The sequence below is a fragment of the Gilliamella sp. M0364 genome, from assembly GCF_016100565.1.
Classification (GTDB): domain Bacteria; phylum Pseudomonadota; class Gammaproteobacteria; order Enterobacterales; family Orbaceae; genus Gilliamella; species Gilliamella apis.
The window spans coordinates 46327-72902 of the sequence record NZ_JACFSF010000006.1; the positions used below are offsets into that span (position 1 = coordinate 46327).

Here is a 26576-nt window from a genome sequence, read left to right on the forward strand (position 1 = left end):
CTGTTAAATAAATTGCATTATTATCACAGCCAAAAAGTAGACCAAACTCTGCTCTATAGTCAATAAATAACCAATAATGCGTTAGTTACATATATCGAGATCACCTATAATCGTATTTCTCACCCTTTGGCAAATAGCTGGTCATCAGCATAGCAATATAAAAAACAGTATGACTATAAAATGATAACCGTAAGCAAATCGATAATCAGGAGGTTGCACCCCCTGTTTGTTAGATGAATAGTAATGTTTAGGACGTAAGAAAATTAATAATAGATTATTTCATTTGAAATAATGACATGTTTTGCATGTTCATAAATGTATATTGTGCTGCTTGTAAATTTGCTTGTAGCATCACATAATCTGAAATCGCTTCATACCAATCAACATCTTCAATTTGACTAATTTGCGTTTCAAAATCAATATCTAAGGTTTTACCTAGTGCGGTTAATCTTTCGACTTCAGCCAATACATTTCCGCCTGCAGCTCTAACAGTCGAGATGTTTTCAAATGAGTTATCAACACCTTGACTGGCTTTAGATAAACCTAATCGAAACTGTTCAATAGCTTCAGGGTCATTATCATCTAAACCAATTTGCAATGCCGCTATGGCATAATCGATACTCGCAAAGACATCACTTTCTACTTCTGTATTGGCGCCTGTCATAAAAATCTGTTGGCCAGTAAAACTTAGCGATACTTCACGGGTATCATCGATGAAAACATTAATCGTGGTTGCACCACCGACATAATTCACTTTACCGCTTTCATCGACCACAAAAGGAGGGGTATCATTTTTATTACCAGCAAACAGATAATTACCATTGGTATCTTTAGCATTGGCTAACGAAATTAACTGATCTTTTAATCCTTGTAGCTTATTAGCTAAATCTTGTCTGTTTTCATCATTTAACGTCTCATTACCGGCATAAACTAAAGTTTCTTGGATTGATTGAATCACAGTATTCGCTTCTTTTAATACTGTATCTTGCCGACTTAATGATTTATCAACACTATCTCGCGCTGCTTGAAATTGGTTATTTCTTGATTGAGCTTGCTTTAAAATTAATGTTTGTGAAGCACCCATCGGATCATCTGAAGGTGATAATATTTTCTTGCCGGTTGCCAAATGTAATCCTGACTTTTGCCATTTGGTATTGGTATTTAAAATACTATTTAGATTTTTTTGATACATTGAATGAGTACTAAGTCGCATGTCTAAATCCTTTTATTATTTGGCCAAACCTAAAATGGTATCAAATATTGTCGTTGCCGCATCAATAACCTTGGCATTTGCTTGGTAATATTGCATATAAACTTGCATAGAAATATATTCTTCTTCGATATTCACACCAGAGATAGATTGATTCTGCTCATAAATTTCTTGAGTGATATTTTGACTCGATTGTGCTGAAATTTTAGCGGTCTGCGTCTCACTACCTACATAACTAACTAATGATGTATACGCACTATTTAAGGTTTTAGTACCATTAACTAGTTTTTCATTTTGTATATCAAGTAGTTTAGCCACATTTCGATTATCACCACTACCATTTTCATCATCGTTAATACCGGTCGCGAGTTTATTTACATCTTTAACCAGTAACTGTAATGATGAGGCTACATCGGCAACAGGTTTAAGTAAAAAGCTATCACCAGCAACAGCATTGCCAGTAATTTCAATCGATAAGCCGTCAAACACTAACTTACCATCGCTAACTTGTGGGGTAATTTGTTGATTATCAGATAATCTGGTTACTACCCAATCGTTGCCATTGAACTCTATTTTATAATCAGAAGCTTTGACTTCAGTTACTGAGTTATAATCCATTTTAACGGTAGCATTACCTTGGTTTTTGCTATTAGCAATACTAGTCGGTTTGTGATAATCAAATAGTTTTTCGCCAGGATCGCCATTAACATCAACGCCAGACGTATGTACTTCATTAAAGCGCTCAGCTAAATTTAACGCCAGCAACCCTAATTGATTACGAGCTTCAAGGAGTGGTCCATCACGAAAAGCTAATAGTCCATTTAATCGGCCTGATGCGATATTTTGACTTGTCAGTTCTTGTGTCGCACCAGAATTATGGGTGTAAATAATCGTATTTAAGGCTGGATCAGAGGCCGAAGGCTGCACCGATAACTGATTTGTCGATGCGCCTTGTACTAAGCTTAAACCATTGCTAAGCGAAATATTATATTGGCCATTTTGCTCGGTAACAGTTATACCAATCAGTTCACTTAATTCAGTTACCAGTTGATCTCGTTCATCTAGTAAAGAATTAGGTTCATGACCACCACTGACAGCCTGTAATTTGGCAATTTTTTGATTGAGATCGGCAATTTGTTGGGTATAAGTATTAACTTTATCTATGTTATTCGTCAGTTCAGTATTGATATTGGCAATTTGATTTTTTAAATTCAATTCCGTTTTATTGAACTGGCTGACTAAAGAGGTAAGATCGCTAATCACTGTCTGTTTTGTTGCAGCATCACCCGCATTGGAAGAGAGCTTATTTAAGCTAGCAAACAGATTATTTAATTGTGAAGAAATGCTGTTTTCGTTTTCAGCTAGTAAATTATCGACTTTTGATAATTCATTGTAATAGGCTTTTATCGAACCATTTTGCGATTGTGATTGGCGTAATTGACCAACCACAAAACTGTTATATGCACGGTTAACTGATGATACCGCAACACCATTACCTACAAAGCCAAAATTATACTTAGTACCGTTTGCTTGACGCAAAATTTGCTGCTGGCGGTTATAACCAACTGTATGTGCATTACTAATATTATTACTAATCACATTAAGCATATTTTGTGCTGTATTTAATCCACTAATACCGGTATTCATCAATGAATTTGACATAAAGGCTCCTAAATATAATCTCAGTTAATAATAAAATTATTAAACTAAAGTGTTATTATTTATATCGGCCTTCAATTTAAAAACTTTAATTATTTTTAGATAAAAATGGATTTTTTTTGATTTTAATTTTTTAACCAGCTTAATCTGAGTATTTATGTTGATATTATTCTGATTTAATTTGTTTAGCCTGTTTTAAAAAATCGATGCCAGTCATGGTATTTTCATCTTCAATATATTGCTGTGCTGATTTGTTCAAAATTAATATACTAATACGACGATTGGCATCTTTGCTGTAATTTGGGTTATTTAATCCCACCGTATCGGCTAAACCAATAATACGAATGATTTTATTGGAATCTAATCCACCAGCGATCAGCTCTCTTCTTGATGAGTTTGCTCTATCTGCGGATAACTCCCAGTTACTATAACCACGATCACCGGTTATATACTGACGCTCATCAGTATGACCAGATAACGTCATTTTATTAGGTAACGAATTTATGATTGGCGCTAAAGCATACAAAATTTCTTGCATATTAGGATGAATAACCGCACTACCAACATCAAACATCGGTTTATCATCGGTGGCTAAAATCTGAATTCTTAACCCCATTTCTGTTAGTTCAACGATAAGATTAGCGGCTAATTTTTGTAGTCGAGGATCAAGTTCAAATACTTCATATATTTTATTCGCTGTATCAATTAATTGATGTTTCTCATCTTGATTCAAATCAGATTCGACAGGATGATCATTCAATATGGTATTTTTATCTTCACCTACATTTTTAGATACATCATCGCCACCACCCGGTATCGGACTTTCACTATCACTGATATTTTTGCCACCATTTTGACCTAAAATCAATGGTGTTCTAAAGTATTCAGCAATGCCTTGTAACTCTTGTGGACTGGACTTAGCAATTAACCACATGACGAGAAATAGCGCCATCATCGCCGTCATAAAGTCAGCATAAGCAATCTTCCATGATCCACCATGATGGCCACCGCCATGACCGGATTTCTTTTTAGAAATAACTATTCTTACTGACTTCTTTTTCATTATTCATTATTTTCTGTTGGGTTAGCGTTTTTATCTTTCACTTCTTGAATATATTTTTCTAATTCAAAAAAAGATGGCCGTTCGTGGGAAAAAATTGTTTTGCGACCAAACTCAATACAAATTTGCGGCGCATAATCATGCATACTGGCAATAAGAATCACTTTAGTACATTCTAAAATTTTTACTGTATCGGCATTTTTTTGCCTTAATAAGGCTGCTAAAGGCGACACAAAACCATAAGCCAGTAAAATACCTAAAAAGGTACCAACCATAGCATGGGCAATAAGCTCACCCAATTCGCTAGCTGGCCGGTCTGCTTGTGCTAAGGTGTTAATTACCCCCATAACTGCCGCTACAATACCAAAAGCAGGTAAACCATCACCAACGCTAGCAATGGCATCGGCTGGTTTTTCAAGTTCATGAGTATAGGTTTCTATTTCCTCATTCATTAGTGCTTCGATTTCATATACTTCCATATTGCCACTGATCATCAAACGTAAATAATCAGTGATAAAATCACAAACTTGCGGATTGGCTAAAATAAGTGGGTATTTTTTAAATAACTCACTCTCCTTGGGATTATCGATATCTTCTTCAATCGATAAGCCACCACTTTGACGCACTTTAGTTAATATGGTGTACATTAAATTGATTAATGTTAAATAAAGTGTTTTATTATATTTTGAGGTTTTAAATAAATTACCTAGTGATTTAAGTGTCGCTTTGATAACTTTCTTTTCGTTACTTACAATGAAGGCCCCAATAGCTGTCCCACCAATAATGAGAAACTCTAATGGTTGAAAAAGTACCGCCAAATACCCGCCACTTAGCACATAGCCGACTAAGGCTGAAGCGATAACCACAATATATCCTATAATTATTAGCATTGGCTTTCCTTTATCTCCATAAAATATAACTAACTCTGTTGTACTGCTTAATATTTACTTAAATTGTTACCTGATTTGCTGTGACTAAATTAAATGCATTTGGTATTGATAAAACTTGTAAACATTTGGCATGACTCTCTTTATGTGTTTTATTATTTTTTTCTGCTCTTGATGGTGGCTGGCATAAACTGCACACAAAGCTATTATGCGGTTGATAAGCATGGGTAATAAATCGCCCTTTGCACTCCTTGCAACTTGACTGCTGCATAACATTACTTTCAACAAATTTAACTAAAATCCATGCTCGGGTTAATCCTAAAATAGGCTCTTCATCTTGAGGAAAGGAACACTGCTCTAAATAGAGTTGATAGGCTTTTAAAATGGCCTGAACACCAGGTTTAATGCCATGTTTAACTAAAAAATGGTAAGCATTATAAAACATACTTGAGTGAATATTGGGCTCCCAAGTCATAAACCACGTAGTTGAAAAGGGAAGCAAACCTTTAGGAGGAGGACATCCTTGAATTTCTTTATATAATTTAATTAATTTACCACGGCTTAAATTGGTTTCACTTTCCAACATTTGGATTCTAGCGCCGAGTGAAATTAATCGAATAGCTAATTGAACTTCTTTATACTTTTGAATAATGCTTGTGCTACTCATCTTTATTATCTACCTACTTATTAATTGAATCTAAAAGTAAGCTTGATAGAAGGATCCCTGTATGCATCTGCTTTATATCACTAATGCGAGATTCCTCAGTTAATTTTTCCATCATTGCTGAATTTTTAAATCTAAATTGAAATGTTAATTGATTGGTTTCAGATAGAACCAACATTTGAGAAGCACTTAAATTACTCAAGATATCAGCTGTTTTTTCATCAATTCCTAATCGATACATCGCCATCACTTTATCTTTTTCAAGCATCTTTTGACTTAATAAAAGCGTTGAAAGATTTAAATGATGAATACATTTCAAAATATCGTCATCTTGTATATTTCCCAATTTAACCACCACAATCCATATCTGCTTGCGTTCGTATAAAAAAACGCAAAATTAATAAAATACAACTAACACCACTTTTTTAAACTTAAAGTTACATTTTTAAATTCGAAAGGTCAATAAAAAAATCATTTCAATTTATTTTCGATTTATTTTTCCATGTTTTACTGTTTTAATTCTTTTTTTTATAAAACAATTTTACTTTGTATTCGTTTAATTGCTTGGCTATGTAATTGACTTACTCGAGATTCGCTAATATCCAACACTTTTCCAATCTCTTTTAAATTTAATTCCTCTTGATAATAGAGAGCTAAAACCATTTTTTCTTTTTCTGGTAAGTTACCAATTTGTTGAACAATAATATTGCGAATTTCATCATTAATAATGGAAGCGAAAGGATTGTTATCGGCGTCAGGCTCAATTAACGCATCCAAATTATCGCCGAGTTTTTTGTGAATCTCATCATAAGAACAGATTTGGCTATAATTTGAATCTAATAATACTTTGTGATATTCAGTCAGAGATAATTGCAGATGAGCAGCTATCTGCTGATCATTGGGAGGTATGCCTAATTTTTGTTCTAATTCATTAATAGCTTTAGTGACATCTTTAATTTTTTTCCGTGTTTGCCGTGGTAACCAATCTCGACTACGCAATTCATCTAGCATAGCCCCTTTTATTCTTGGAATAGCAAAGGTAGTAAAAGTATATCCTTGAGATGCATCATAGCGTTTTATAGACTCTAATAAACCTATATAACCAACTTGCAGTAAGTCATCAAGTTCAATCGTGGTTGGCAATCGAACTGCTAATTTCAACGCTTCATTACGAACTAAATACAGATATTGTTGCCAATCGATTTGATTCACTACACCTTGAGAGTTATACAGGCTATCACTCATTTTTCTGAACCAATGTAAAAAAATGCTAATGATTATTATGACGATAATTGATTGAGTTAATGGCAAGAATAAGATATTAAAAAATAGGTAATTAACATTATTAACAATAGTGGTATTAAAAAATACCACTATTGTTATCGTACAAAATTAGAGTGACCGAAATTCTATCTATGTACTTGTATGGTTTTATTGTAATAAAGACAATACTGATTGTGGTACTTGGTTAGCTTGTGCTAATACTGAAGTACCAGCTTGTTGTAAGATTTGACCACGTGTCATATTAGATACTTCTTCAGCATAATCTGCATCTTCAATACGGCTACGTGCTGAACTTAAGTTATTTACAGTATTGTTGATGTTAGTTACAGTTGACTCAAAACGATTTTGTACCGCACCAAGCTCACCACGTAATTCATCAATTTTTGATAATGCCGCATCAATTGTTTTTAATGGATCTGCGGTTGGTGCATCTGATACATTAAAACTAGCTAAACCTAATTTGTCGCTGTCAATTTGTTTTAAATTGATAGCAATGATTTCACCATCATTTGCACCAACTTGAATGTTAAGGGTTTTGTCTTCTGATAATACTTTAGTACCATTGAAGTCAGTTTGTGCTGATACACGGTCGATCTCTTGTAAACGTTGGTCGATTTCATTTTGGATTGATACAAGATCGCTTTCAGAGTTAGTACCGTTTGCTGCTTGAACAGTTAATTCACGAATACGTTGTACGTTATTATTGATTTCGTTTAACGCACCTTCTGTAGTTTGTGCAATTGAAATACCGTCATTGGCATTACGTGCAGCTTGAGTTAGACCACGAATACTAGAAGAAAAACGGTTAGCGATTGCTTGACCAGCCGCATCGTCTTTAGCACTGTTGATACGCATACCAGATGATAGACGCTCAATTGCAGTTCCAAGCACGCTTTGAGAATGATTAAGGTTGTTTCTTGCCATTAAAGACATAGTATTAGTATTAATTACTTGTGCCATTTTTATCTCCTTTAATATGATTAGTTAGATCAACGAGATATTGAAAAATAATTCAATATATATGCTGATGGTTTAGTTATCGGTATTAAAAAAAGAAACTTTAATATTTTTTTGAATTTTTATTTGTTGGTATTAAATAAAGCTGAATAACTAAGTAGTTTGATGAACATGATTAAAGGGCATCATACATGTTTATATGTGTAGTAATCGAAGTTATGTATCGTTGAATCGACTGGTTAATATAGCCTTAATTTGTGGCAACAAAACTTAAGCTTGTCCCAATTTAATTCATTGCAATATATTTTCTAATCAATCAATAGTAATGATATTGGAAGTTTCACTACACAATTTTAATGTTAGGCAACATAAAGGACAGCTAACATTACTATTGATTAAGATAACTAACTCGTTTTTTAATAGATAAAACTGATTATCAATATTCTCATTGCCAAAACCGACTTATTTATTAGTAAAGATAAAAAACTAAAAACAGCTAAACTTTTTACGGCATTGGTCGATAAAACAAGGGATGAAAGAATTTATATTAGGATAATCAATCATGGCAATGAGTATATTAGGAATTGGTTCTGGTATTGATTTAAATGAAGTATTAGATCAATTAGAAGCCGTTGAAAAAAATCGTCTTACACCGATAAAGGCCCAACAAAAAGCAGTTAATAACAAAATAAGCGGTTTTGGTAAATTAAAAAGTGCATTATCAACATTCAACAGCGCAACAGCAAAACTGCAAAAAAAAGAGCTGTTTCAAGCGCGTTTTGCATCTGGTAATGACAACTATTTTACCACTAATGTAAATAGCAAGGCCCAATTAGGTAATTATGCGGTTAGCGTCGAACAACTTGCCACTGCCCATAGTGTTGCTACTAATGCTATTAACGATAAAACATCAGCGTTAGGTAATAATAATGAAACCCGTACCCTCACAATAGAACAAGCTAATGGCCAAAAATTAAATATCACGTTAGGCAAAGATGACACATCGCTCGAATCGATAGCCAATGCAATCAATCAAGCTAAGGTGATTAATGAAGATGGTTCAACCAGTGAAACAACGGTAAACGCCACTATTGTCCGTTCTGGAACTGATAGCTATCAACTGATTATCACATCAAAAGAAACCGGTGAACAACAAGCCATTACCTCAATTTCATCCGATGATGATAAGCTTAATTCACTAATTGGTTTTAATGCTAATCAAGCTAATTCATCAGCTATGAGTGAAGTGGCTAAAGCGCAAGATGCTAAATTTAGCTTTAATGGTATAACGATTAATAGCTCATCAAATACCGTTAAAGAGGTTATTCCTGGTGTCGATATCACATTAAAAGCAGTCACTACAACAGCGCAAAATTTAACCATCAGCGCTGACAATGACAAAGCTCAAGAAGCCCTTAAAGAGTGGGTTGATGCCTTTAATCAATTACAATCAACTATATCAAGCTTAACGCAATTTACCGCTGGTGATGCCAATTCAGATGAATTAAATAATAGTAATGGCCCACTGATTGGTGATTCAACACTCCGTAATATTGATCAAAGTATTCGCTCTATATTTTCTAAAGGTCAAACAGGAGAATTATCGGTATTAGCACAAATTGGTATCAATATGGATAGTAATGGCAAGCTGGTAATTAAAGAAAACGAATTAGAAAAAGCCCTTAAAGAAAACAGTGAAGCAGTCGCCATTTTATTTACTGGTGATGGTGAAACAACTGGCATTGCCAACGAAGTCTTTGCCAAAGTAAGTAGCTTTATTGATAGCGACGGCATGATTGATACGGCAACTAACGGTTTAAATTCTACCTTAAAATCATTAGATAAACGCTATGACCAAGTCAATAACTCTATTGACCAAACTATCGAGCGTTATCGGGTACAATTCACAAAACTAGATATCTTAATCAATGAATTAAATGGTATGAGCAATTACCTTACCACCCAATTTGAAATGATGGCGAATTTAAAAAAATAAGGCATAACAATGTATAAAATGGGATCTCAAGCTTATAAACAAGTTAATTTAGAAACTAGCGTTAGTCAGGCTTCACCTCATCAGCTTATTGTTTTGTTATTTGATGGCGCATTAAATGCTATTCGCTTAGCTGAGTTATATATACAAAAGGGTAATATTGCTGGTAAAGGAAAAGCCATTTCTAAAGCTATCAATATCATTGATAATGGGCTTAAAAGTTGCCTTGATTTAGATCAAGGCGGTGAAATTGCTGAAAATTTAGATCAGTTATATCAATATATCAGTCAACAACTGGTTTTCGCTAATCTACATAATGATACGCAAATACTGCAAACTTGTTTTGATCTGCTTAATAATATTGCCCAAGCTTGGCGTGAGATAGCATAGTTATGGATGTAGCAGAATTGAATACGAATCTAGTATTAGAACAATACGAGCAACTTAATTATGTTGTTGAGCAAATGCTAATTAATGCACAACAAGAAAATTGGGAATTATTAATTAGTTGGCAAACTAAATATCAGCAGTTAGCACGTGATATTCAACTCAAAAATGGGTTAACTACTATTGATAATATACCATTATCACAACAAGATATGATTCAAATGTATATCAATAATATTCTTAGTTATCATGAGCAATTAAAGCAATTAATCCATCTGCGACATAATGAATTAAGCCAATTAATTGGTGAACAGGTTGATTATCAAGCAAAAATAGATAGCTACCAAACAATCGCCAATTTAGTTTAAATTATTCACAGAGTAGTCAAAAAAATAGTACAAAAATAATTGAGGAACGGGGTTTTTTTAGCTAGTTTTATCTGCCAAAAACCCCACTCCGCAAACTTTTTTTGATTAATTTTACATCGTCAATGTATATACTTTGCTTGTACTGGTGACTAGCTTACTTCACAATAACTAATGCATTTTTAACTTGAAAAATAATCTTATAGCGAGTATCTCGATAGTCGTTGTAACAACAATAGTGGTGAGTTTAAGCCAATTTAGGATAAAAATTGGCGATTAATTAATACTATTTTTTAAACCAAAATATATCATCTAGTCGATAAGTAACCATCCGATAATGGTTTAAACATTCATATTCATGATTTCTTGATATGCTGCGACTAATTTATTGCGAACTTGAATACCAAATTGTAAAGAAACTGAAGACTTTTGCATGCTAACCATCACCTCATTTAATGCGATATTGGCTTCACCCATCTCAAATGCTTTAGCTTGCTGGCTAGCGTCTATTTGTGTTTGACTGATTTTATCTAATGCCATTTTTAATTCAGCCATAAAATTTTGTTCACTGTGATTAATAGATTGCTTATGTGAAAAATCAAGTTGGGTTAATGTTGTGCTATTAAAGGCATCAATACTATTCATAATAAAGGTCACGGTTATTCGTCTTAATCAAGTTATAGCGTAAATTATCATAAAGATAACAATCTAAAAGCGATAACTAAAGGGTAAAGCATATGCTTTTTTAGCTATTGATTTTTTTAAATACACAGATAATAAACCCTAGAATTAATCTAGTCAGTTTAGTGTTAGGATACATATGGATAGCCAGGCAGTTGGTAACAAAGGCGAATCAATATTGAGTAAGTTACCTTTTATTAATCAATTAAAAATAAATCGTAAAATGCTACTCCTTATTGTAGGAGTAATTGTAATAGCAATTAGTAGTATTACTTACTTATGGCTTAAAGACGATAATTATGGCGTATTATTTAGTAATTTGAATGATAAAGATGGCGGTGAAATCATTAGCCAACTTGATAAGTTAAATATTCCCTACAAATTTTCATCCTCTGGCACAACTATCTTAATTCCCCAAAATCAAATTTATCATACTCGTTTACGAATAGCCCAGCAGGGTTTGCCTAAAGGTGGCGCAATTGGTTTTGAACTACTCGACAAAGAAAGTTTTGGCATGAGTCAGTTTAATGAACAAATCAACTATCAACGAGCATTAGAAGGCGAACTATCGAGAACCATTGCCATTATTAGTAGTGTAGATGATGCCAGAGTGCATTTAGCGATGCCTAAACCCTCTTTATTTGTTCGAGAAAGAAAATTCCCTTCGGCATCTGTTGCACTAACTTTATTACCAGGTCGAGCTTTATCGCAAGGTCAAATTGATGCCATCATTCACTTAATTTCGAGTAGTGTTCCAGAATTACAAGCAGATAAGGTGACGATTATTGATCAAAAAGGCAATTTATTAACCGGTGAAAGATACCGTGACAATAACGTTAATATTGCCCAATTAGAATATAGTGAACGCATCGAAAATCTAGTACGAGAAAGAGTAGAAAAAATTATTATCCCTATTTTGGGACAACAAAATGTTAAGGTACAAGTGAATGCGGATATCGATTTTAGTCGGCAAGAGTCAACATCGGAAATTTATGATCCCAATAGCGATGCCAGCAACCAAACTATTCGCAGTAAGCAACAAACTGAAAATAGCCAATTAGCATCAAGCAACACTATCGGTGGTGTGCCGGGCGCTTTATCTAATCAACCGGTACCAACGCCTAGTGCACCAATTGATGGTGAGGGCGATAGCAAAGATAAAGACGATAAACAAAAAATGTATCATTTACAGTCAAATAAGACATTGAACTTTGAAGTTAATCGTCAAGTTATTCATAGCAAAATCCCTGAAGGTCGTATCAGGCGTTTATCTGTCGCTGTTTTAGTTAATTATAAATTTATTTCCGCCGATGAAGTCACAGCGGCAAATGAGGAAAATTCAGAAAAAGAAGCCGTTGAAAAATGGGTAAAACTAGATCAAGAGGAACTCACCCATATTGAAGCGCTTGCCCGTCAAGCAATGGGATTTTCTGACTTGCGTGGTGATTCATTAACAGTAGCTAATTTGAAATTTACCGATCAAATTGAAGATGAAAATGCCGCCATGGTCTTTTTACAAAAACATGAAGTTTTCGACATGCTGAAAGTCGCGATTAAATATCTGATTTACATTTTAATAATCTGGTTTGCATGGCGCAAAGTATTACGTTCGATATGGATTAAAATTCAAAGACAATATCTTAATACTGATAACAGATCATCTGATGGCACAATGGCTAATGAAGATAAGCTTGATTACAAAGCACACAGTAAACTGCAACAGAAAATTTTTGAAGATAATATGCAACAACAGCAATACATCCGCAAAATTGTCGAGAAAGATCCTCGTGTAATGGCTCTGATTATACGTGGTTGGATGAACAAGAAGGACACCGAGTAATGAATTTAACTGAAGCGCAAAAATCGGCGACAATTTTAATGATTTTAGGTGAAGAATTAGCAGCCAAAGTAATGCAATTTTTAAACCATAAAGAGGTACAAAAAATTAGTAGTGCCATGATGGGATTGCCACAATTAACTCAAGAACAACTGAAAAATATTCTTAATGAGTGTCAAACTACTCTTGATGATTGTGCAGTATTAAATACGGATACCAATGGCTATTTAAGAAAAGTTCTAGAAAAATCAATTGGTAGCGATAAAGCTAACCGCTTACTTGATGAACTATTAGATACCGATATCGAAGATACCACTGATGGTTTAAAAATGCTTAACTTTGTCGATGCTGCACGCGCGGTTGATTTAGTTAAAAAAGAACACCCACAAATTATCGCCACCATTTTAGTTCACTTAAATCGCGATTTGGCTGCTGAGATTTTAAATTTATTTGATGACCAATTACGTAATGACGTCATGCTACGTATTGCAACTTTCGGTGGTGTAGAGCCATCAGCATTAGAAGTGTTATCGACATCATTATCAACCTTACTACATGGACAAAATATCAAACTTAATAACATGGGTGGCATCCGCACCGCAGCAGAAATTATCAATCTGATGAAATCACAACAAGAAGAACTGGTTATCAATGCATTACGTGATTATGACAATGAGCTTGCTCAAAAAATCATTGATGAAATGTTCTTATTTGAAAATCTGGTGGATGTCGATGATAGAAGTATCCAACGTCTACTCAAAGAGGTGGATAATGAAACCTTAATTATCGCCATGAAAGGGGCAACAGAAACCTTACGCGAAAAACTCTTAGCAAATATGTCACAACGCGCTGCTTCAATATTACGAGAAGATTTAGAAAACAGACCACCAGTTCGCTTGTCGCAAGTCGAAACCGAACAGAAGAAAATTTTGGTTATTGCACGGCGCTTAGCAGAAACTGGTGAGATGATCTTAACGAGTGGTGATGATGAATATGTATAATCATACTAATAGTGTAAGTTGGAAACCATTGCATTTCCAAGATTTGGCACTTAGCGAATTGTCACCATTAACCAGCCAACAACAGCCAGAAGAGTTGGAAGAATTTGCGCCACCATTAGAGCCAGATAGCCACGATGATCAAGATGAAGACTCTTTTGATATTAATAGCCCAGCAATATTGCTAGAACTCGAAAATATTAAACAACAAGCAAGAGATGAAGCATACCAAGAAGGCTTTAATTTAGGTAAAGAAGAAGGTTTTAATATTGGCAAACAGACTGGCTATGAACAAGGATTCACACTCGGACACCAAGAAGGGCTGGACACAATAGAACAACAGTTAACAGCAGAAAAATTAACTAGCATAAATGCCATCAAAAATTTAGCAATCAGCTTTCAGCAATCGATTAGCCAAATTGATGAAAAAATTGTACCAAAGCTATTTGACTTAGCTTTACTTGCTGCCGAAAAAACAGTTGGTTCCTTATCAAAAGTCAAACAAAAACAATTATTACATATTATAAAATCATTAATTGAACAAAATACAATTGTTAATCCACCAATTGTAGTACGAATTAATCCAACAGACTTGTTATGGCTTGAACCACAACTAAATAATGAGTTGCAACCACAGCAATGGCAGTTTATAGCCGATGCCAATATCGAATTAGGTGGTTGCAAAATATTTACCCAAACCAATGAGATCGACGCCAGTGTAACCCATCATTGGCAAATCATCTCAGATAATGTACATGGAGTTGAACATTAAGGTGGACTTTTGTACGCAATGGATGACTAAAATTGATGGTGCGCAACAAAAATTACAGTCAATATCGTTAATCCGTCAATATGGTCGCTTAGTTAAAGCTTCGGGCTTAGTTTTAGAGGCCGTAGGCTTAAAATTACCTTTAGGTTCTAACTGCTTTGTCGAACGGCAATTAGATGGAAAAGTGCAAGCCGTTGAGTGTGAAGTCATTGGTTTTAATGGTAAAACCTTATATCTGATGCCATTTGAATCAACTGATGGCATATTACTTGATGCCAGAGTATATACCTCACAATATGATTTAACCCATTTTAGCCATAAAGTTTTACCTATTGGTACGGGGTTATTAGGACGAATAGTTGATGCAATGGGCAAACCATTGGATGGTAAACCTTTACCAGAAAATATTGAATATGAAGGATTAATCAATAAATCACTAAACCCTCTGACTCGCACGCCTATTCATCAAGTATTAGATGTCGGCATTCGTGCTATCAATGCATTATTAACCGTTGGCCAAGGTCAACGAATGGGGCTTTTTGCTGGTTCTGGTGTTGGTAAAAGTGTCCTACTTGGCATGATGGCTAGGTATACCAAAGCCGATATTATTGTGGTTGGTCTGATTGGCGAACGAGGCAGGGAAGTAAAAGATTTTATCGAAAACATCCTTGGTGAAGAAGGCTTAGCGCGTTCAGTCATCGTCGCGGCACCAGCCGATGTATCGCCATTATTACGTCTACAAGGTGCAGCTTATGCCACAAAAATTGCCGAAAATTTTCGTGATCAAGGGTTTAATGTATTACTAATCATGGATTCACTAACCCGTTATGCCATGGCACAACGGGAAATAGCCTTAGCCATCGGTGAACCACCGGCAACCAAAGGTTATCCACCATCAGTATTTGCAAAATTGCCAGCATTAGTTGAAAGAGCAGGTAATGATGCCAAAGGAAAAGGTGCAATTACTGCTTTTTATACTGTGTTAACCGAAGGTGACGACCAACAAGATCCTATTGCTGATTCAGCAAGGGCAATTCTTGATGGTCATATAGTATTATCACGTTCACTAGCTGAATCGGGGCATTATCCAGCCATTGATATCGAAGCGTCAATCAGTCGTGTAATGACCGATCTTACCCCGCCAGAAGATGAAAAAAAATCACGGTTATTTAAACAATTATTTTCAAGTTTCCAGCGCAATCGGGACTTGATTAATGTTGGTGCTTACGTAGCTGGAACCGATCCATTATTAGATAAAGCTATCTCACTTTTTCCAGCTATGCAGCAATTTTTACAACAAGGAATCAATGAGCATTGTAGTTATCAAGACGCTTATCAACAATTAACCAATATTGTTGCAGCTCGCTGATAAATTAGGAAAGAATTATGGCCAATCAACATCATGGTAAATTTGCATTTATAACGTTAAAAAAGCTCGCTGAAAAAGCAGTTGATGATAAATTGATTAAATTAAAACATGCCCACGAGAATAAACGTAATGCACAATCACAACTAAATGTATTAAATGATTATTATCACGAGTACCAACAACGGCTAAATAATGCTTTATCCAGCGGCATTAAAGGATCGGAACTAAATAATTTTAATGCTTTTATTACAGCTATTGAACAAGGTATAGCGCAACAAAAAAAACTACTATTAGCTTTAGATATAAAACAAAAGCAGATCACCAATGAGCTTAATCAATCACAAAAAAGCCTAAATACTTATACTACATTATTAGATAAACAACATAAAAAACTGTTACTACAACAGAGTCGTTTACAACAAAAATTAACCGATGAATTTGCTCAGCAGCAGATAGCAAGGAGAACATTGAATGAATATTAATCAGTTTAACGATATTCCATTAATCTCATCTCAACAATTTGAATTAAACGACAACAAGTTATCTATTCTTGATGATGATTTTTTCCAAAAATTATTACAACTTACCGAAAAACAACAATGGCTAAGTGATAATAATAATCACGTTAATGCTGCAAACATAAAAGACAATGAGTTAGAGCAGAAAGAACGAATGGAAAGTGAAGAGTTATTTATATTATTTTCTATGCCATTCAATCCGCAAGATGATATACAGCAAAATATACAATCGGATACCCAACCGAAAAATGAAGCAATATATGAAACTAAACTATTATTAGAAGCTAATCCAACCATGATTGATCCAAAGTTGGATACACAATGTACTGATGATATCAAACAGCACACCAATATTGATGAAAAAGCTGCCGAAATTATTGCCTCAATTAATCACAGTGAGCAATTAATCAACAAAACCACTAAGCCAAACCATAGTCATTTATTGGCTTGGGAAAATAATCAGCCACAAACGACCAAAAATGCACATTTGATCATTAATCAAACACAGTCAACTGATACGCTGGTAAATAATCATAGCAATGATCATCATACTGATTTAGCGTCAACGCTGACAGATAAATTGTTTACTACTAATTTGGCTAATACACCATCAGAAATGGCTTTATCAATAGATCTAAATGGCCAATCATCGCTATTTAATCCGCCAACCTTTACAACAAATCCAACCATCTTAAACTTAAATTTACCGATGCCCATGGATATTAGTAAGTGGCAAGCATCTTTAAATGAACAAATTTGTTTGATCAGTCGACAAGGTATTCAAAATGCCGAAATAAAATTAAATCCACAAGAACTAGGATCATTACATATTAAATTAGCCATGGTTGATGACAAAATCGATCTGCACATGGCGGTTGCGCATAATATGGTTAAGGGTGTGTTAGAATCAGCACTCCCCATGTTAAGAAGCTCATTGGAACAACAAGGTATCACTTTACAACACACTAACATTAGTGATTTTTCAATGATGAATGATTCTAAACAGTCATCTTCTTATCAACAACCACAACAATCTGAAACAGAGCAACTATTAGATGATATCAATCCAATTCAACAAAAAATTAATCATCATACTAAGGTTGTTCAATCAGGATTAAGTATTTTTGCCTAAATAATGGTTATGGCAATATTTATAAAATAATTGATATCTACGTTTTTAACAGTGTTTAACGTTGATAACTTAATATTAAAAAGGTTGAATAGATAATATTTTTATTGCCTATTCTTCCGATTAATTCTTACGGCATGATTTATTATTTTGGTAATTTTTGGTTATTTAAATAGCTACAAATCTTTCGTTAATTTTCATTGAGACAATAATAAATATGCAAACCACCAATAAAAAAGTAAGAATTTTAAACCTAATACTTATTCTAATTACCTTACTCGCAATAGGTTCAGCAGCTTATTTATGGTTCGAAAATCAAGCTAAAAATACGACACATACTCATCAAGAACCTCAAGTTTCATCACCGGTTTTTTTAACTCTAAAACCATTTACCATTACATTACCTCCTTCTGAAGATAATTTAGATATCAATAAAATTCTATATGTTGGTATGGTGTTACGCGTCGAAGATGAAGATCAAAAAACAGTATTATTAGAATATTTGCCTGAAGTAAGAAGTGATGTATTGCTGTTAACCTCAAAACAATATGTCAATAATTTGAAAAAAGAATCTGGCAAACTCGAATTACAAGAGCAAATAAAAACAGCATTATCACGTCAATACGATGCCAAACATTCAGTAAAAATTGATGAAGTGTTATTCACTGATTTCATTATAAGGTAATTATCATGTCGGATAAGCTTCAATCTACTAGCGATAAAAGTGAATCTTTAGCTAAACATTCACCGGATAATGCTGCCAGTATTGAAAAAGATATTGTGCAAAATTATCAATCACAGCAAAGCAAACGGACTGAAGTAAAACCTTATGATATATCAGTTAAACATAGTTTTATCCCTGAACGACTAACAGCATTAGAAATCATTAATGAACGCTTTGCTCGTCAATTTCGAATTGGTTTATTCAATTTATTACGTCGTAATACGGATGTTATTACCTCGCCAATTGAGCCAAAAACATTTAAAGAGTTTTCGCATATCTCGGCAACTTACCATTTAAATTTAGTTCATCTTAATCCTTTACGGGGTAGCTGCTTATTTTCTTTTTCACCAGAACTGGTATTTATTGTTGTTGATACACTTTTCGGCGGTGATGGACATACCACCAATATGAATACTGAAGGACGTGAATTTACCCATACCGAACAAGAAATTATTAGACGAGTATTAGATCTTGCTTTAACTACATATCAAAATTCATGGATTGACGTATACAGCATTGAAACTGAATATATTCGTTCTGAAGTAGAGAGTAAATTTACCAATATCACCAGCTCTCCCGATGATGTAGTGTTAACTTCGACATTTTTAATTGAAATTGGTAACTTTAAAGCAACTTTCTGCATTTGCATTCCATATGCAATGGTTGAATCTATTAAAGAGTTATTAATTAAACCACCGATCGAAAGCCAAACCCATCAAGATGATAATGTCTGGATGAGTTCACTCACTAGCGGTATTAAACAATCAACGGTTGAGTTAGTCGCTAATTTTACAAATATTCAAACAACTGTTGCCAAATTATTAGCATTAAAAGTAAACGACATTTTGGATATTGAAAAACCAACCAGCCTAGATGTCACAATTGGTGGCGTACCGGTTTTAAAAGGTCAATATGGTAGTGTAAATAAACAATATGCAATTCAAGTAGAGCAAATAAGCAACCCTGTATTAGAACAATTGAATGAAGGAGTGTTCAATGAGTGATATGCCAAATAACAGTGATGATAGCCAACCAACTAACTTAACTGATGAAGAATCGGTAACGACAGAAGCTATTTTTGAAACCCTTTCACCCCAACCATCAAATGTAAAAGAACAAGATATTAATCTTATTTTAGATATTCCGGTTAATTTAAGTGTTGAACTTGGCCGTACCAAAATGGCCATTAAAGATCTATTAAATTTAACTCAAGGATCTGTTATCGCCTTAGATGGTTTAGCTGGTGAGCCATTAGATATTTTAATTAACGGTTACTTAATTGCGCAAGGCGAGATCGTGGTGGTGGGTGACAATTATGGTGTACGAATTACCGATATTATTACCCCATCAGAACGGGTACGTAGATTAAGTCGTTAATAACCATTAATGAGATAACCATGAGTGAATCAACAATCAACGCCGGTATACAAAACTTTTCGTCTATTCCTACTGAATCAAGTTTATATAGCCAAATAGGAATAGCCTTTTTTAGTGTTATTACCATTATTTTCGTTTTAACCTGGCTAATAAAACGGTTAGGTTGGAAAAGATCTACTAAGCAATTCATTGATGTTAAAGCAACTTACAATATAAATGCCAAAGATCGCATTATGCTGGTTTATGTTGACCATCAATTACTGGTGGTCGGGGTTACAGCCCAACAAATGACTTTACTCCATACTATCAATGAACAACGTACTGAAATGTTATTCGCAGATCCTGCTGACGTTGAACAACAGTCAAAAAATAATCTGTTCAATCAGATATTAAAATCTGTGCTAAACAGTAAAAAGGTGTAATTAATTGTGCGGTTAAAACTTATTATTTTATTTAGCTTATTGCTGGCCAGCCAATATAGTTATGCTGAATTATCACCGTTAACAATTGTTACTCAAACCTCACTACCAGAAGGGCAAACTTGGTCATTACCAGTTGAAACTTTAGTTTTTTTAACCCTACTGACGTTTATCCCAATTATATTACTATTAATGACGAGTTTTACTCGTATCATTATTGTGTTAGGGCTATTACGTAGTGCACTTGGTACCCAATCAGCACCGCCTAATCAATTAATTTTGGGTATTGCCCTATTTATGACATTTTTTATTATGTCACCGACATTGGATAAAATATATCAAGATGCTTATCTTCCCTATTCTCAACAACAAATCACTATGCAACAAAGTTTGACGGAGGCAAGCAAACCACTGCGTGAATTTATGTTGAGTCAAACTCGTGAAAGTGATTTAACACTATTTGTTAATATGTCCCATTCTGGTGATATTCAAACGCGTGAAGATATCCCGCTACGAGTTTTAGTCCCAGCTTTTGTGGTTAGTGAACTTAAAACCGCTTTTCAAATTGGCTTTACGCTGTTTATTCCTTTTTTAGTCATTGATTTAGTTGTTGCCAGTACATTAATGGCATTAGGGATGATGATGGTACCACCAGCAACAGTATCACTACCTTTTAAAATTATGTTGTTTGTATTAGCTGATGGCTGGCATTTATTGTTAGGTTCATTAGCACAAAGCTTTTTTAATTAACGCCAACAATAAAGGGATTATATGCCTTCTGAATATATTAGCCATTTTGCCATTCAAGCAATCAAAGTTGCCGCATCACTTGCAGGCCCTTTATTACTTGCAGCCTTAGTCACTGGGCTAATTATCAGTTTGTTACAAGCGGCAACCCAAATTAATGAAATGACCTTATCTTTTATTCCTAAGATTTTAGCGGTGGTGTTAGTATTAATCATTTTAGGCCCCTCAATGCTGACAACTATGATCGATTATATCCGTCTGGTTATTACTGATATTCCTAACTTAACTAGTTAACCTTAATGGACACCGCGATTCACGATCTGTTTAATATTGATTTTTTTGCTTGGGTTCGATCAAGTTTTCTGCCTTTTACCCGTATTTTAGCGCTAATTATGGTCGCACCTATTGTCGGTGAAAAAGAGGTGCCAAATCGGTTAAAAATCGGTTTAGCAGTGCTGATCGTCATTTTATTACCGTTACCAAAGTTAGACGACAACCTTACCCTTTATTCATTACTCGGTATCTGGGTTATTGCCCAGCAAATCATGATTGGCATCATAATCGGTTTTACCGTACAACTTACTTTTTTAACAGTAAGATTTGCCGGTGAATTAATTGGTATGCAAATGGGATTAGGCATGGCAACCTTTTATGATCCTATTGGTGGACCATCTACTTCCGTACTGTCACGTTTAATTAACATTATTGCCTTGTTGATATTTCTCAGCTTAGATGGCCATCTATGGTTACTGTATGGATTAGCTAACAGCTTTGAGATTATTCCTATTAGCGTTTCACCTTTAAAGGCCAACGGTCACTTAGCCTTAATCGAAACAACCGGTTTGTTATTTAGTAATGGCGTTATGTTGGCATTACCATTAATGACGTTATTGTTGATTATTAATTTGTCGTTAGGGCTATTAAATAGAATTACCCCACAGTTATCAATTTTTGTAGTTGGCTATCCACTTACCTTATTATGTGGCTTAATGATGTTAAGTTATTTATTTTCCTCCTTACCTTCATTTGTTGAATTTATTTTAGAACAGATATTTTCAACTACTTCGCAAATTTTAATCTATCTTACAGCCACCAATAATTAAGCCAATTAAGCTTAATAAAATTCAGGGGTATTTTTTAACAAAAAATTTTGAGGAACGGGGTTTTTTAGCCTTAACATTAAAGGCTATTAACCATGTATATAACTAATAGTTGCTTATACGAGATAATAAAAAACCGCTGTGTAGCTTTGCGTTACACAACGGTTCAAGTTAATTATAAATTAAAAATTAATTAAATAATTTATGGAATTGTAAGCTTATCCAATCCCAAATATTACCAAAGAAGCCCGCTTCTTCAACATTTTCAAGGGCAACTAAAGGTTGTTCGTTGATCACTTTATCATCTAATAAAAATTGGATTTTACCAACCGCAGCACCTTTGGTAATTGGCGCATAGATGTAATCATCAATGGTGTATTGTACTTTAACGTCAGCTGAACGGCCTTTTGGCACAGTAATATAAGCACCATTAATAGTCCCTAAATTTACTTTGTTTTCATCGCCATACCAAACTGACTCTGTCACTAATGGTGCATTAGGCTTAACTGGATTAGCTGTTTCAAAGAATCGGAATCCCCAAGTGAGTAATTTTTTACTCTCTTCTTCACGACCTTTAAAGGTTCGGCCACCAAGCACGGCTGAAATTAAACGGGTATTACCATCAACCGCTGATGCAACAAGGTTATAACCAGCAGCATTCGTATGACCGGTTTTAATACCATCTACATTTAAAGTTGTATCCCAAAGTAAACCATTGCGATTCAATTGTGGTTTAGACAGGTTATAGGTGAACTCTTTTTCTTTATAGATAGCATATTCAGTTGGTAAGTCCCGAATCAAAGCTTGACCTAATAGTGCCATATCTTTAGCTGTTGTATACTGACCTGGTGCATCAAGGCCATGTACCGTTTCAAAATGGGTATGTTGCAAACCTATTTTTTTGGCATATTCATTCATTAAATTAACGAAAGCACCTTGACTACCAGCAACATGTTCAGCCATAGCGATACATGCATCATTACCCGATTGAATAATGATACCTTTATTTAAATCGGCAACCGAAACCGTTTTACCAACCTCTAAAAACATCAATGATGAGCCTTTTAAAACCGGGTTACCGGTTGCCCATGCATCTTTACTGATCAGCACCATATCATCATTTTTAATACGGCCTGATTCTAATGCTTGGCCAACAACATAACTGGTCATCATTTTAGTTAAGCTTGCTGGATCGCGTTGTTGTTCAGCATTATATTGCGCTAGGATTTCGCCAGATTTGGCATCGATTAAAATATAGGCTTCTGCATCTAATTGAGGGATAGCTGGAATAGGAAAAGCCATCTCTGCAGAGGCAGAAGAACATATTGCAAGCGCCAACAAACCAAAAGATAATTTTAATTTCTTTTTCATTTATAAAAATTCCGTTAAATGTTTTTAGATAACATGTATCGATGAGTGTGAATAGACATCATAATGCCAAAACTTGCCATTAAAACGACCAGAGAAGAGCCACCATAACTTATTAGTGGTAATGGTACACCAACTACTGGTAAGATTCCACTGACCATACCGATATTAATAAATACATAGACAAAAAATACTAAAATCAAACCACCAGACAGTATTCGTCCAAACGTCGTTTGTGCCTGTGCGGCAATAATTAATCCACGTATAATTAAACATAAGAACAAGACTAACAAAACAATAGAGCCAATAAAACCAAACTCTTCAGCGATAACTGAAAAAATAAAGTCTGTATGTCTTTCCGGTAAAAATTCTAGCTGAGATTGCGTACCTTCAAGCCAACCTTTACCCCATATTCCTCCCGATCCTATCGCGGTTTTCGATTGCAAAATATGATAACCAGCACCATTAGGATCACGCTCAGGATTAAATAATGTTAATACTCGTTCACGCTGATAATCATGCATCAAATAAAACCACATAATCGGTAAAAATATGGCTATCAATATCAAAGCAACAAGAATAAATCGCCAGTTAATCCCAGCCAAAAAGATAATAAAAATACCCGACATAATAATTAAAATAGCCGTTCCTAAATCGGGTTGCATTGCTACTAATAAGGTAGGTACACCAATAATAGCTAAAGTTTGCAAAGTTGTTTTAAGCGGTGGTGGGCAGCCGTCACGATGAATAAACTTAGCTACCATTAATGGTACAGTAATTTTAGCAATTTCTGACGGTTGAAAACGAATGACGCCTAAATCTAACCAACGTTGAGCACCTTTACTGGTATAACCGAAAATATCAACTAATAGTAATATAATAATACAGGCAATATAGAGATAAGGTGCCCACTGTTCATAGCTTCGCGGTGAAATTTGGGCAAAAACAATCATCACAAAAAAACCAAGAATTATTTGGATAACTCGTTTTTGCATCATATCTACATTTTGGCCACTAGCACTCCATAAAATATAAAGGCTATAACCAAGTAGTAAGGTTATAAATAAGCAAAAAAGTGGATCGATATGTATCTTTTGCCAAAAAGATTTCTTAATATTGTTCATAATTAATCTTCATGTCCTGTCGTCGATGATGATGCATCATCTAATTCTGTTGAGTTATCACCTTCAAGATAATAATCCAATATTTTACGGGCTACTGCACCACCATTGGAGCTACCACCGCCACCATTTTCAAGGACTATAGCTAGCGCTATTTTCGGTTTATCATAAGGTGCATAAGCGATAAATAAGGCATGGTCTCGTAAATGTTCCGGTATTTTATGGGCATTATAAGTTTCGTTTTCTTTTAAACCATAAACTTGAGCAGTACCTGACTTACCTGCAGCTTGATATTTAGCACCAGCATAAACTTTACGTGCAGTACCTCGAGCACCAAACATAACTCGATGCATACCTTCTTTAGCTAATGCCCAATAGGCTGGATTAACATCAACTAGGCTATTAGATTCAACATATTTTTCGGGATCAATAGTTGGTTGATTCTGATTAGTATTAATAATGTCACTTTTTTTATAGAGTAAAAAGTGTGGTGTAAAAGTTTTACCGTTATTAATTAATGTGGTTAAGGCTTTAGCCATTTGCATAGGTGTGGCAGTCCAATAACCTTGACCTATACCAACAGGAATAGTGTCACCTTGTAACCAAGATTTTTTATGGCGCTTCAGTTTCCATTCGCGACTTGGCATAACCGCACGAGTCTCTTCATTAGCCGAAATATCGATACCGGTACGCTCACCATAACCAAACTTAGTCATCCATAAATTTAGGCGATCAATACCCATATCATAAGCAACTTGGTAAAAATAGGTATCCACCGATTCTTCAATTGCTCGTAATACATCAACATGGCCGTGCCCCCATTTTAGCCAATCTCGATAACGTCTTTCTGTACCAGGTAATTGCCACCAGCCAGGATCATTAACCACACTTTTCGGTGAAACGACACCTTCACTTAAAGCGGCTATCGAAATAAATGGTTTTACCGTTGAAGCAGGAGGATAAGCACCAAGTAAAGCTCGGTTAAATAGTGGTTTACTTGGATCATTAAGTAACTCACTATATTTTTTACTGGAAATACCACCAACAAAATCATTTGAGTCATAACTAGGGCTAGACACCATTGCTAATACTTCACCATTATTGGGATCAATAGCAACAACTGATGCTTTTCGGCCAGCAAGCAGTGATTCAATATAGAGTTGTAATTTTAGGTTGATGGATAAATAGATATCTTCACCGGCTTGTGGTGGATGTTGTTCAAGTAAGCGAACAATACGACCTCGGCTGTTTACTTCAACCTTTTCATTACCAGCCGTACCATGTAAAACATCTTCGTAATACCGTTCAATCCCCATTTTACCAATGTTAAAAGTAGCCACATAATCGCTGGCTTTATTTTCTTCTTCTAAACGTTGTTTATCTTGAGTATTTATTTTAGATATATAGCCAAGAATATGGGTAAGTGAAGCGCCATACGGATAATATCTATGTTGAATTTTAACAATCGACACAAACGGAAAGCGATGCTGATCAACAATAAAACGTGCTATTTGTTTTTCGGTTAGATTTTCTTTTAGTGGCACAGGTCGATGAGCCCGATAATTACGGCGTTCCTTTTGGAAATTCTCAATATCTTCATCAGTTAAATCAACAATCGTTTTTAACTGTTCAAACTGTTCGTTAAGGTTTTTGGTTTTATCAGGAACAATATTAAGTTGATAGGTAATATTATTTATCGCCAATGGCGTACCATTACGATCATAAATCATACCGCGACTAGGAGGAATAGGGATAATTTCAATACGATTGTTGTTTGATTTGGTACTGTAATAACTAAAGTTTGAAATTTGTAGATCAGCTAAATTGGCTAATAACACAAAAATTAAAAGAATAATTACCACAAATGCAAACAACGCTCTACGCAAAAATAAGTTTGTTTCTGCTGAGTGATCGCGAATATTGCCCTTTTTTGTTTTACCTGAAATAGAGATA

28 protein-coding genes are annotated in these 26576 nt (G+C 34.7%); 16 read left to right on the top strand and 12 right to left on the bottom strand.

The features are described from left to right. Positions 1-274: 274 nt before the first annotated feature. The 8 genes from flgL to H3U96_RS08475 all read right to left on the bottom strand — a co-directional run bounded on the left by flgL (position 275) and on the right by H3U96_RS08475 (position 7724). A complete protein-coding gene (flgL, locus tag H3U96_RS08440; protein ID WP_034900980.1) occupies positions 275-1213 on the bottom strand; it encodes a flagellar hook-associated protein FlgL in 939 nt (312 codons plus the stop codon). Positions 1214-1228: 15 nt separating this feature from the next. Continuing rightward, on the bottom strand, positions 1229-2872 hold the full coding sequence (flgK, locus tag H3U96_RS08445; protein WP_144190094.1) for a flagellar hook-associated protein FlgK: 1644 nt from the start codon (positions 2870-2872) through the stop codon (positions 1229-1231). Between the two features lie 163 nt (positions 2873-3035). Beyond that, positions 3036-3932 (bottom strand): flagellar motor protein MotB, encoded by an 897-nt coding sequence (motB, locus tag H3U96_RS08450; protein WP_065579048.1) that lies wholly within the window; start codon positions 3930-3932, stop codon positions 3036-3038. Then, positions 3932-4819, bottom strand: coding sequence for a flagellar motor stator protein MotA (gene motA / locus H3U96_RS08455; RefSeq protein WP_034900975.1), 888 nt, complete (start codon positions 4817-4819; stop codon positions 3932-3934). Before motA ends, motB begins: the two co-directional genes overlap by 1 nt. Positions 4820-4877: 58 nt before the next feature. Next, a complete protein-coding gene (gene flhC, locus H3U96_RS08460) occupies positions 4878-5483 on the bottom strand; it encodes a flagellar transcriptional regulator FlhC (RefSeq protein ID WP_086358409.1) in 606 nt (201 codons plus the stop codon). A 13-nt stretch (positions 5484-5496) separates the two neighbouring features. Further along, on the bottom strand, positions 5497-5817 hold the full coding sequence (flhD, locus tag H3U96_RS08465; RefSeq protein WP_065652098.1) for a flagellar transcriptional regulator FlhD: 321 nt from the start codon (positions 5815-5817) through the stop codon (positions 5497-5499). A gap of 191 nt (positions 5818-6008) precedes the next feature. Next, complete coding sequence (locus H3U96_RS08470; protein WP_065651991.1) at positions 6009-6725, bottom strand: RNA polymerase sigma factor FliA; 717 nt, start codon at positions 6723-6725, stop codon at positions 6009-6011. A 186-nt stretch (positions 6726-6911) separates the two neighbouring features. Further along, entirely contained in the window at positions 6912-7724 is an 813-nt protein-coding gene (locus tag H3U96_RS08475) for a flagellin (protein WP_034900970.1), read from the bottom strand. Between the two features lie 559 nt (positions 7725-8283). On the opposite strand from H3U96_RS08475, the gene fliD reads away from it, so the two are divergent. From fliD to fliT, 3 genes are read left to right on the top strand one after another with little or no spacing between them, the layout of a single operon-like run. Beyond that, positions 8284-9717, top strand: a complete 1434-nt coding sequence (gene fliD, locus H3U96_RS08480) for a flagellar filament capping protein FliD (RefSeq protein ID WP_198196301.1) — start codon at positions 8284-8286, stop codon at positions 9715-9717. A 9-nt stretch (positions 9718-9726) separates the two neighbouring features. Beyond that, on the top strand, positions 9727-10104 hold the full coding sequence (gene fliS / locus H3U96_RS08485; RefSeq protein ID WP_034900965.1) for a flagellar export chaperone FliS: 378 nt from the start codon (positions 9727-9729) through the stop codon (positions 10102-10104). Positions 10105-10121: 17 nt separating this feature from the next. After that, entirely contained in the window at positions 10122-10469 is a 348-nt protein-coding gene (fliT, locus tag H3U96_RS08490; protein ID WP_165601607.1) for a flagellar protein FliT, read from the top strand. Between the two features lie 339 nt (positions 10470-10808). On the opposite strand, the gene fliE is transcribed toward fliT, so the two are convergent. Continuing rightward, entirely contained in the window at positions 10809-11111 is a 303-nt protein-coding gene (gene fliE / locus H3U96_RS08495; RefSeq protein ID WP_034900954.1) for a flagellar hook-basal body complex protein FliE, read from the bottom strand. A 175-nt stretch (positions 11112-11286) separates the two neighbouring features. On the opposite strand from fliE, the gene fliF reads away from it, so the two are divergent. From fliF to fliR, 13 genes are all read left to right on the top strand, one after another. Next, entirely contained in the window at positions 11287-12987 is a 1701-nt protein-coding gene (fliF, locus tag H3U96_RS08500; RefSeq protein ID WP_198196302.1) for a flagellar basal-body MS-ring/collar protein FliF, read from the top strand. Continuing rightward, a complete protein-coding gene (fliG, locus tag H3U96_RS08505; RefSeq protein ID WP_034900950.1) occupies positions 12987-13985 on the top strand; it encodes a flagellar motor switch protein FliG in 999 nt (332 codons plus the stop codon). The genes fliF and fliG overlap by 1 nt, the downstream gene beginning before the upstream one ends. Then, on the top strand, positions 13969-14754 hold the full coding sequence (locus H3U96_RS08510) for a flagellar assembly protein FliH (RefSeq protein WP_086357013.1): 786 nt from the start codon (positions 13969-13971) through the stop codon (positions 14752-14754). The genes fliG and H3U96_RS08510 overlap by 17 nt, the downstream gene beginning before the upstream one ends. A 22-nt stretch (positions 14755-14776) precedes the next feature. Beyond that, the gene (gene fliI / locus H3U96_RS08515; RefSeq protein WP_217331949.1) at positions 14777-16120 is read left to right on the top strand and encodes a flagellar protein export ATPase FliI; all 1344 of its coding nucleotides are present in this window, start codon (positions 14777-14779) and stop codon (positions 16118-16120) included. A 17-nt stretch (positions 16121-16137) separates the two neighbouring features. After that, positions 16138-16602, top strand: coding sequence for a flagellar export protein FliJ (fliJ, locus tag H3U96_RS08520; RefSeq protein ID WP_065579040.1), 465 nt, complete (start codon positions 16138-16140; stop codon positions 16600-16602). Beyond that, a complete protein-coding gene (locus H3U96_RS08525) occupies positions 16592-17770 on the top strand; it encodes a flagellar hook-length control protein FliK (RefSeq protein WP_086357015.1) in 1179 nt (392 codons plus the stop codon). Before fliJ ends, H3U96_RS08525 begins: the two co-directional genes overlap by 11 nt. A 214-nt stretch (positions 17771-17984) precedes the next feature. Continuing rightward, positions 17985-18452, top strand: a complete 468-nt coding sequence (locus H3U96_RS08530) for a flagellar basal body-associated FliL family protein (RefSeq protein ID WP_034900941.1) — start codon at positions 17985-17987, stop codon at positions 18450-18452. 5 nt (positions 18453-18457) lie between these two features. Then, positions 18458-19495 carry a flagellar motor switch protein FliM gene (gene fliM / locus H3U96_RS08535; RefSeq protein ID WP_034900939.1) on the top strand — a complete coding sequence of 346 codons (1038 nt, stop codon included), beginning with the start codon at positions 18458-18460 and terminating at the stop codon, positions 19493-19495. Next, positions 19488-19868 carry a flagellar motor switch protein FliN gene (gene fliN, locus H3U96_RS08540; RefSeq protein WP_065613537.1) on the top strand — a complete coding sequence of 127 codons (381 nt, stop codon included), beginning with the start codon at positions 19488-19490 and terminating at the stop codon, positions 19866-19868. Before fliM ends, fliN begins: the two co-directional genes overlap by 8 nt. A gap of 20 nt (positions 19869-19888) precedes the next feature. Next, positions 19889-20290, top strand: coding sequence for a flagellar biosynthetic protein FliO (locus tag H3U96_RS08545; protein ID WP_198196304.1), 402 nt, complete (start codon positions 19889-19891; stop codon positions 20288-20290). 3 nt (positions 20291-20293) lie between these two features. After that, on the top strand, positions 20294-21037 hold the full coding sequence (gene fliP / locus H3U96_RS08550; RefSeq protein ID WP_370545643.1) for a flagellar type III secretion system pore protein FliP: 744 nt from the start codon (positions 20294-20296) through the stop codon (positions 21035-21037). Between the two features lie 21 nt (positions 21038-21058). Then, on the top strand, positions 21059-21328 hold the full coding sequence (gene fliQ, locus H3U96_RS08555) for a flagellar biosynthesis protein FliQ (RefSeq protein WP_034900933.1): 270 nt from the start codon (positions 21059-21061) through the stop codon (positions 21326-21328). 5 nt (positions 21329-21333) lie between these two features. Then, positions 21334-22137: a flagellar biosynthetic protein FliR gene (gene fliR, locus H3U96_RS08560; RefSeq protein WP_198196306.1), complete on the top strand. Its 804-nt coding sequence runs from the start codon at positions 21334-21336 to the stop codon at positions 22135-22137. Between the two features lie 186 nt (positions 22138-22323). Here fliR and H3U96_RS08565 read toward each other — a convergent pair whose 3' ends face one another. Genes H3U96_RS08565 through mrdA form a run of 3 tightly spaced genes read right to left on the bottom strand, consistent with a single transcriptional unit; the run spans position 22324 to position 26569 of the window. Continuing rightward, complete coding sequence (locus H3U96_RS08565) at positions 22324-23505, bottom strand: serine hydrolase (RefSeq protein WP_034900930.1); 1182 nt, start codon at positions 23503-23505, stop codon at positions 22324-22326. A 14-nt stretch (positions 23506-23519) separates the two neighbouring features. Further along, the gene (gene mrdB / locus H3U96_RS08570) at positions 23520-24626 is read right to left on the bottom strand and encodes a peptidoglycan glycosyltransferase MrdB (protein WP_198196314.1); all 1107 of its coding nucleotides are present in this window, start codon (positions 24624-24626) and stop codon (positions 23520-23522) included. A gap of 2 nt (positions 24627-24628) precedes the next feature. Beyond that, positions 24629-26569: a penicillin-binding protein 2 gene (mrdA, locus tag H3U96_RS08575; protein ID WP_198196336.1), complete on the bottom strand. Its 1941-nt coding sequence runs from the start codon at positions 26567-26569 to the stop codon at positions 24629-24631. Positions 26570-26576 lie beyond the last annotated feature (7 nt).

What these genes read in the sequence shown, in the direction of transcription:
- flgL (WP_034900980.1), bottom strand. Translation starts at nt 1,213, where the DNA reads ATGCGACTTAGTACTCATTCAATGTATCAAAAAAATCTAAATAGTATT.
- flgK (WP_144190094.1), bottom strand. Translation starts at nt 2,872, where the DNA reads ATGTCAAATTCATTGATGAATACCGGTATTAGTGGATTAAATACAGCA.
- motB (WP_065579048.1), bottom strand. Translation starts at nt 3,932, where the DNA reads ATGAAAAAGAAGTCAGTAAGAATAGTTATTTCTAAAAAGAAATCCGGT.
- motA (WP_034900975.1), bottom strand. Translation starts at nt 4,819, where the DNA reads ATGCTAATAATTATAGGATATATTGTGGTTATCGCTTCAGCCTTAGTC.
- flhC (WP_086358409.1), bottom strand. Translation starts at nt 5,483, where the DNA reads ATGAGTAGCACAAGCATTATTCAAAAGTATAAAGAAGTTCAATTAGCT.
- H3U96_RS08470 (WP_065651991.1), bottom strand. Translation starts at nt 6,725, where the DNA reads ATGAGTGATAGCCTGTATAACTCTCAAGGTGTAGTGAATCAAATCGAT.
- H3U96_RS08475 (WP_034900970.1), bottom strand. Translation starts at nt 7,724, where the DNA reads ATGGCACAAGTAATTAATACTAATACTATGTCTTTAATGGCAAGAAAC.
- fliD (WP_198196301.1), top strand. Translation starts at nt 8,284, where the DNA reads ATGGCAATGAGTATATTAGGAATTGGTTCTGGTATTGATTTAAATGAA.
- fliS (WP_034900965.1), top strand. Translation starts at nt 9,727, where the DNA reads ATGTATAAAATGGGATCTCAAGCTTATAAACAAGTTAATTTAGAAACT.
- fliE (WP_034900954.1), bottom strand. Translation starts at nt 11,111, where the DNA reads ATGAATAGTATTGATGCCTTTAATAGCACAACATTAACCCAACTTGAT.
- fliF (WP_198196302.1), top strand. Translation starts at nt 11,287, where the DNA reads ATGGATAGCCAGGCAGTTGGTAACAAAGGCGAATCAATATTGAGTAAG.
- fliG (WP_034900950.1), top strand. Translation starts at nt 12,987, where the DNA reads ATGAATTTAACTGAAGCGCAAAAATCGGCGACAATTTTAATGATTTTA.
- H3U96_RS08510 (WP_086357013.1), top strand. Translation starts at nt 13,969, where the DNA reads ATGATGAATATGTATAATCATACTAATAGTGTAAGTTGGAAACCATTG.
- fliI (WP_217331949.1), top strand. Translation starts at nt 14,777, where the DNA reads ATGACTAAAATTGATGGTGCGCAACAAAAATTACAGTCAATATCGTTA.
- fliJ (WP_065579040.1), top strand. Translation starts at nt 16,138, where the DNA reads ATGGCCAATCAACATCATGGTAAATTTGCATTTATAACGTTAAAAAAG.
- H3U96_RS08525 (WP_086357015.1), top strand. Translation starts at nt 16,592, where the DNA reads ATGAATATTAATCAGTTTAACGATATTCCATTAATCTCATCTCAACAA.
- H3U96_RS08530 (WP_034900941.1), top strand. Translation starts at nt 17,985, where the DNA reads ATGCAAACCACCAATAAAAAAGTAAGAATTTTAAACCTAATACTTATT.
- fliM (WP_034900939.1), top strand. Translation starts at nt 18,458, where the DNA reads ATGTCGGATAAGCTTCAATCTACTAGCGATAAAAGTGAATCTTTAGCT.
- fliN (WP_065613537.1), top strand. Translation starts at nt 19,488, where the DNA reads ATGAGTGATATGCCAAATAACAGTGATGATAGCCAACCAACTAACTTA.
- H3U96_RS08545 (WP_198196304.1), top strand. Translation starts at nt 19,889, where the DNA reads ATGAGTGAATCAACAATCAACGCCGGTATACAAAACTTTTCGTCTATT.
- fliQ (WP_034900933.1), top strand. Translation starts at nt 21,059, where the DNA reads ATGCCTTCTGAATATATTAGCCATTTTGCCATTCAAGCAATCAAAGTT.
- fliR (WP_198196306.1), top strand. Translation starts at nt 21,334, where the DNA reads ATGGACACCGCGATTCACGATCTGTTTAATATTGATTTTTTTGCTTGG.
- H3U96_RS08565 (WP_034900930.1), bottom strand. Translation starts at nt 23,505, where the DNA reads ATGAAAAAGAAATTAAAATTATCTTTTGGTTTGTTGGCGCTTGCAATA.
- mrdB (WP_198196314.1), bottom strand. Translation starts at nt 24,626, where the DNA reads ATGAACAATATTAAGAAATCTTTTTGGCAAAAGATACATATCGATCCA.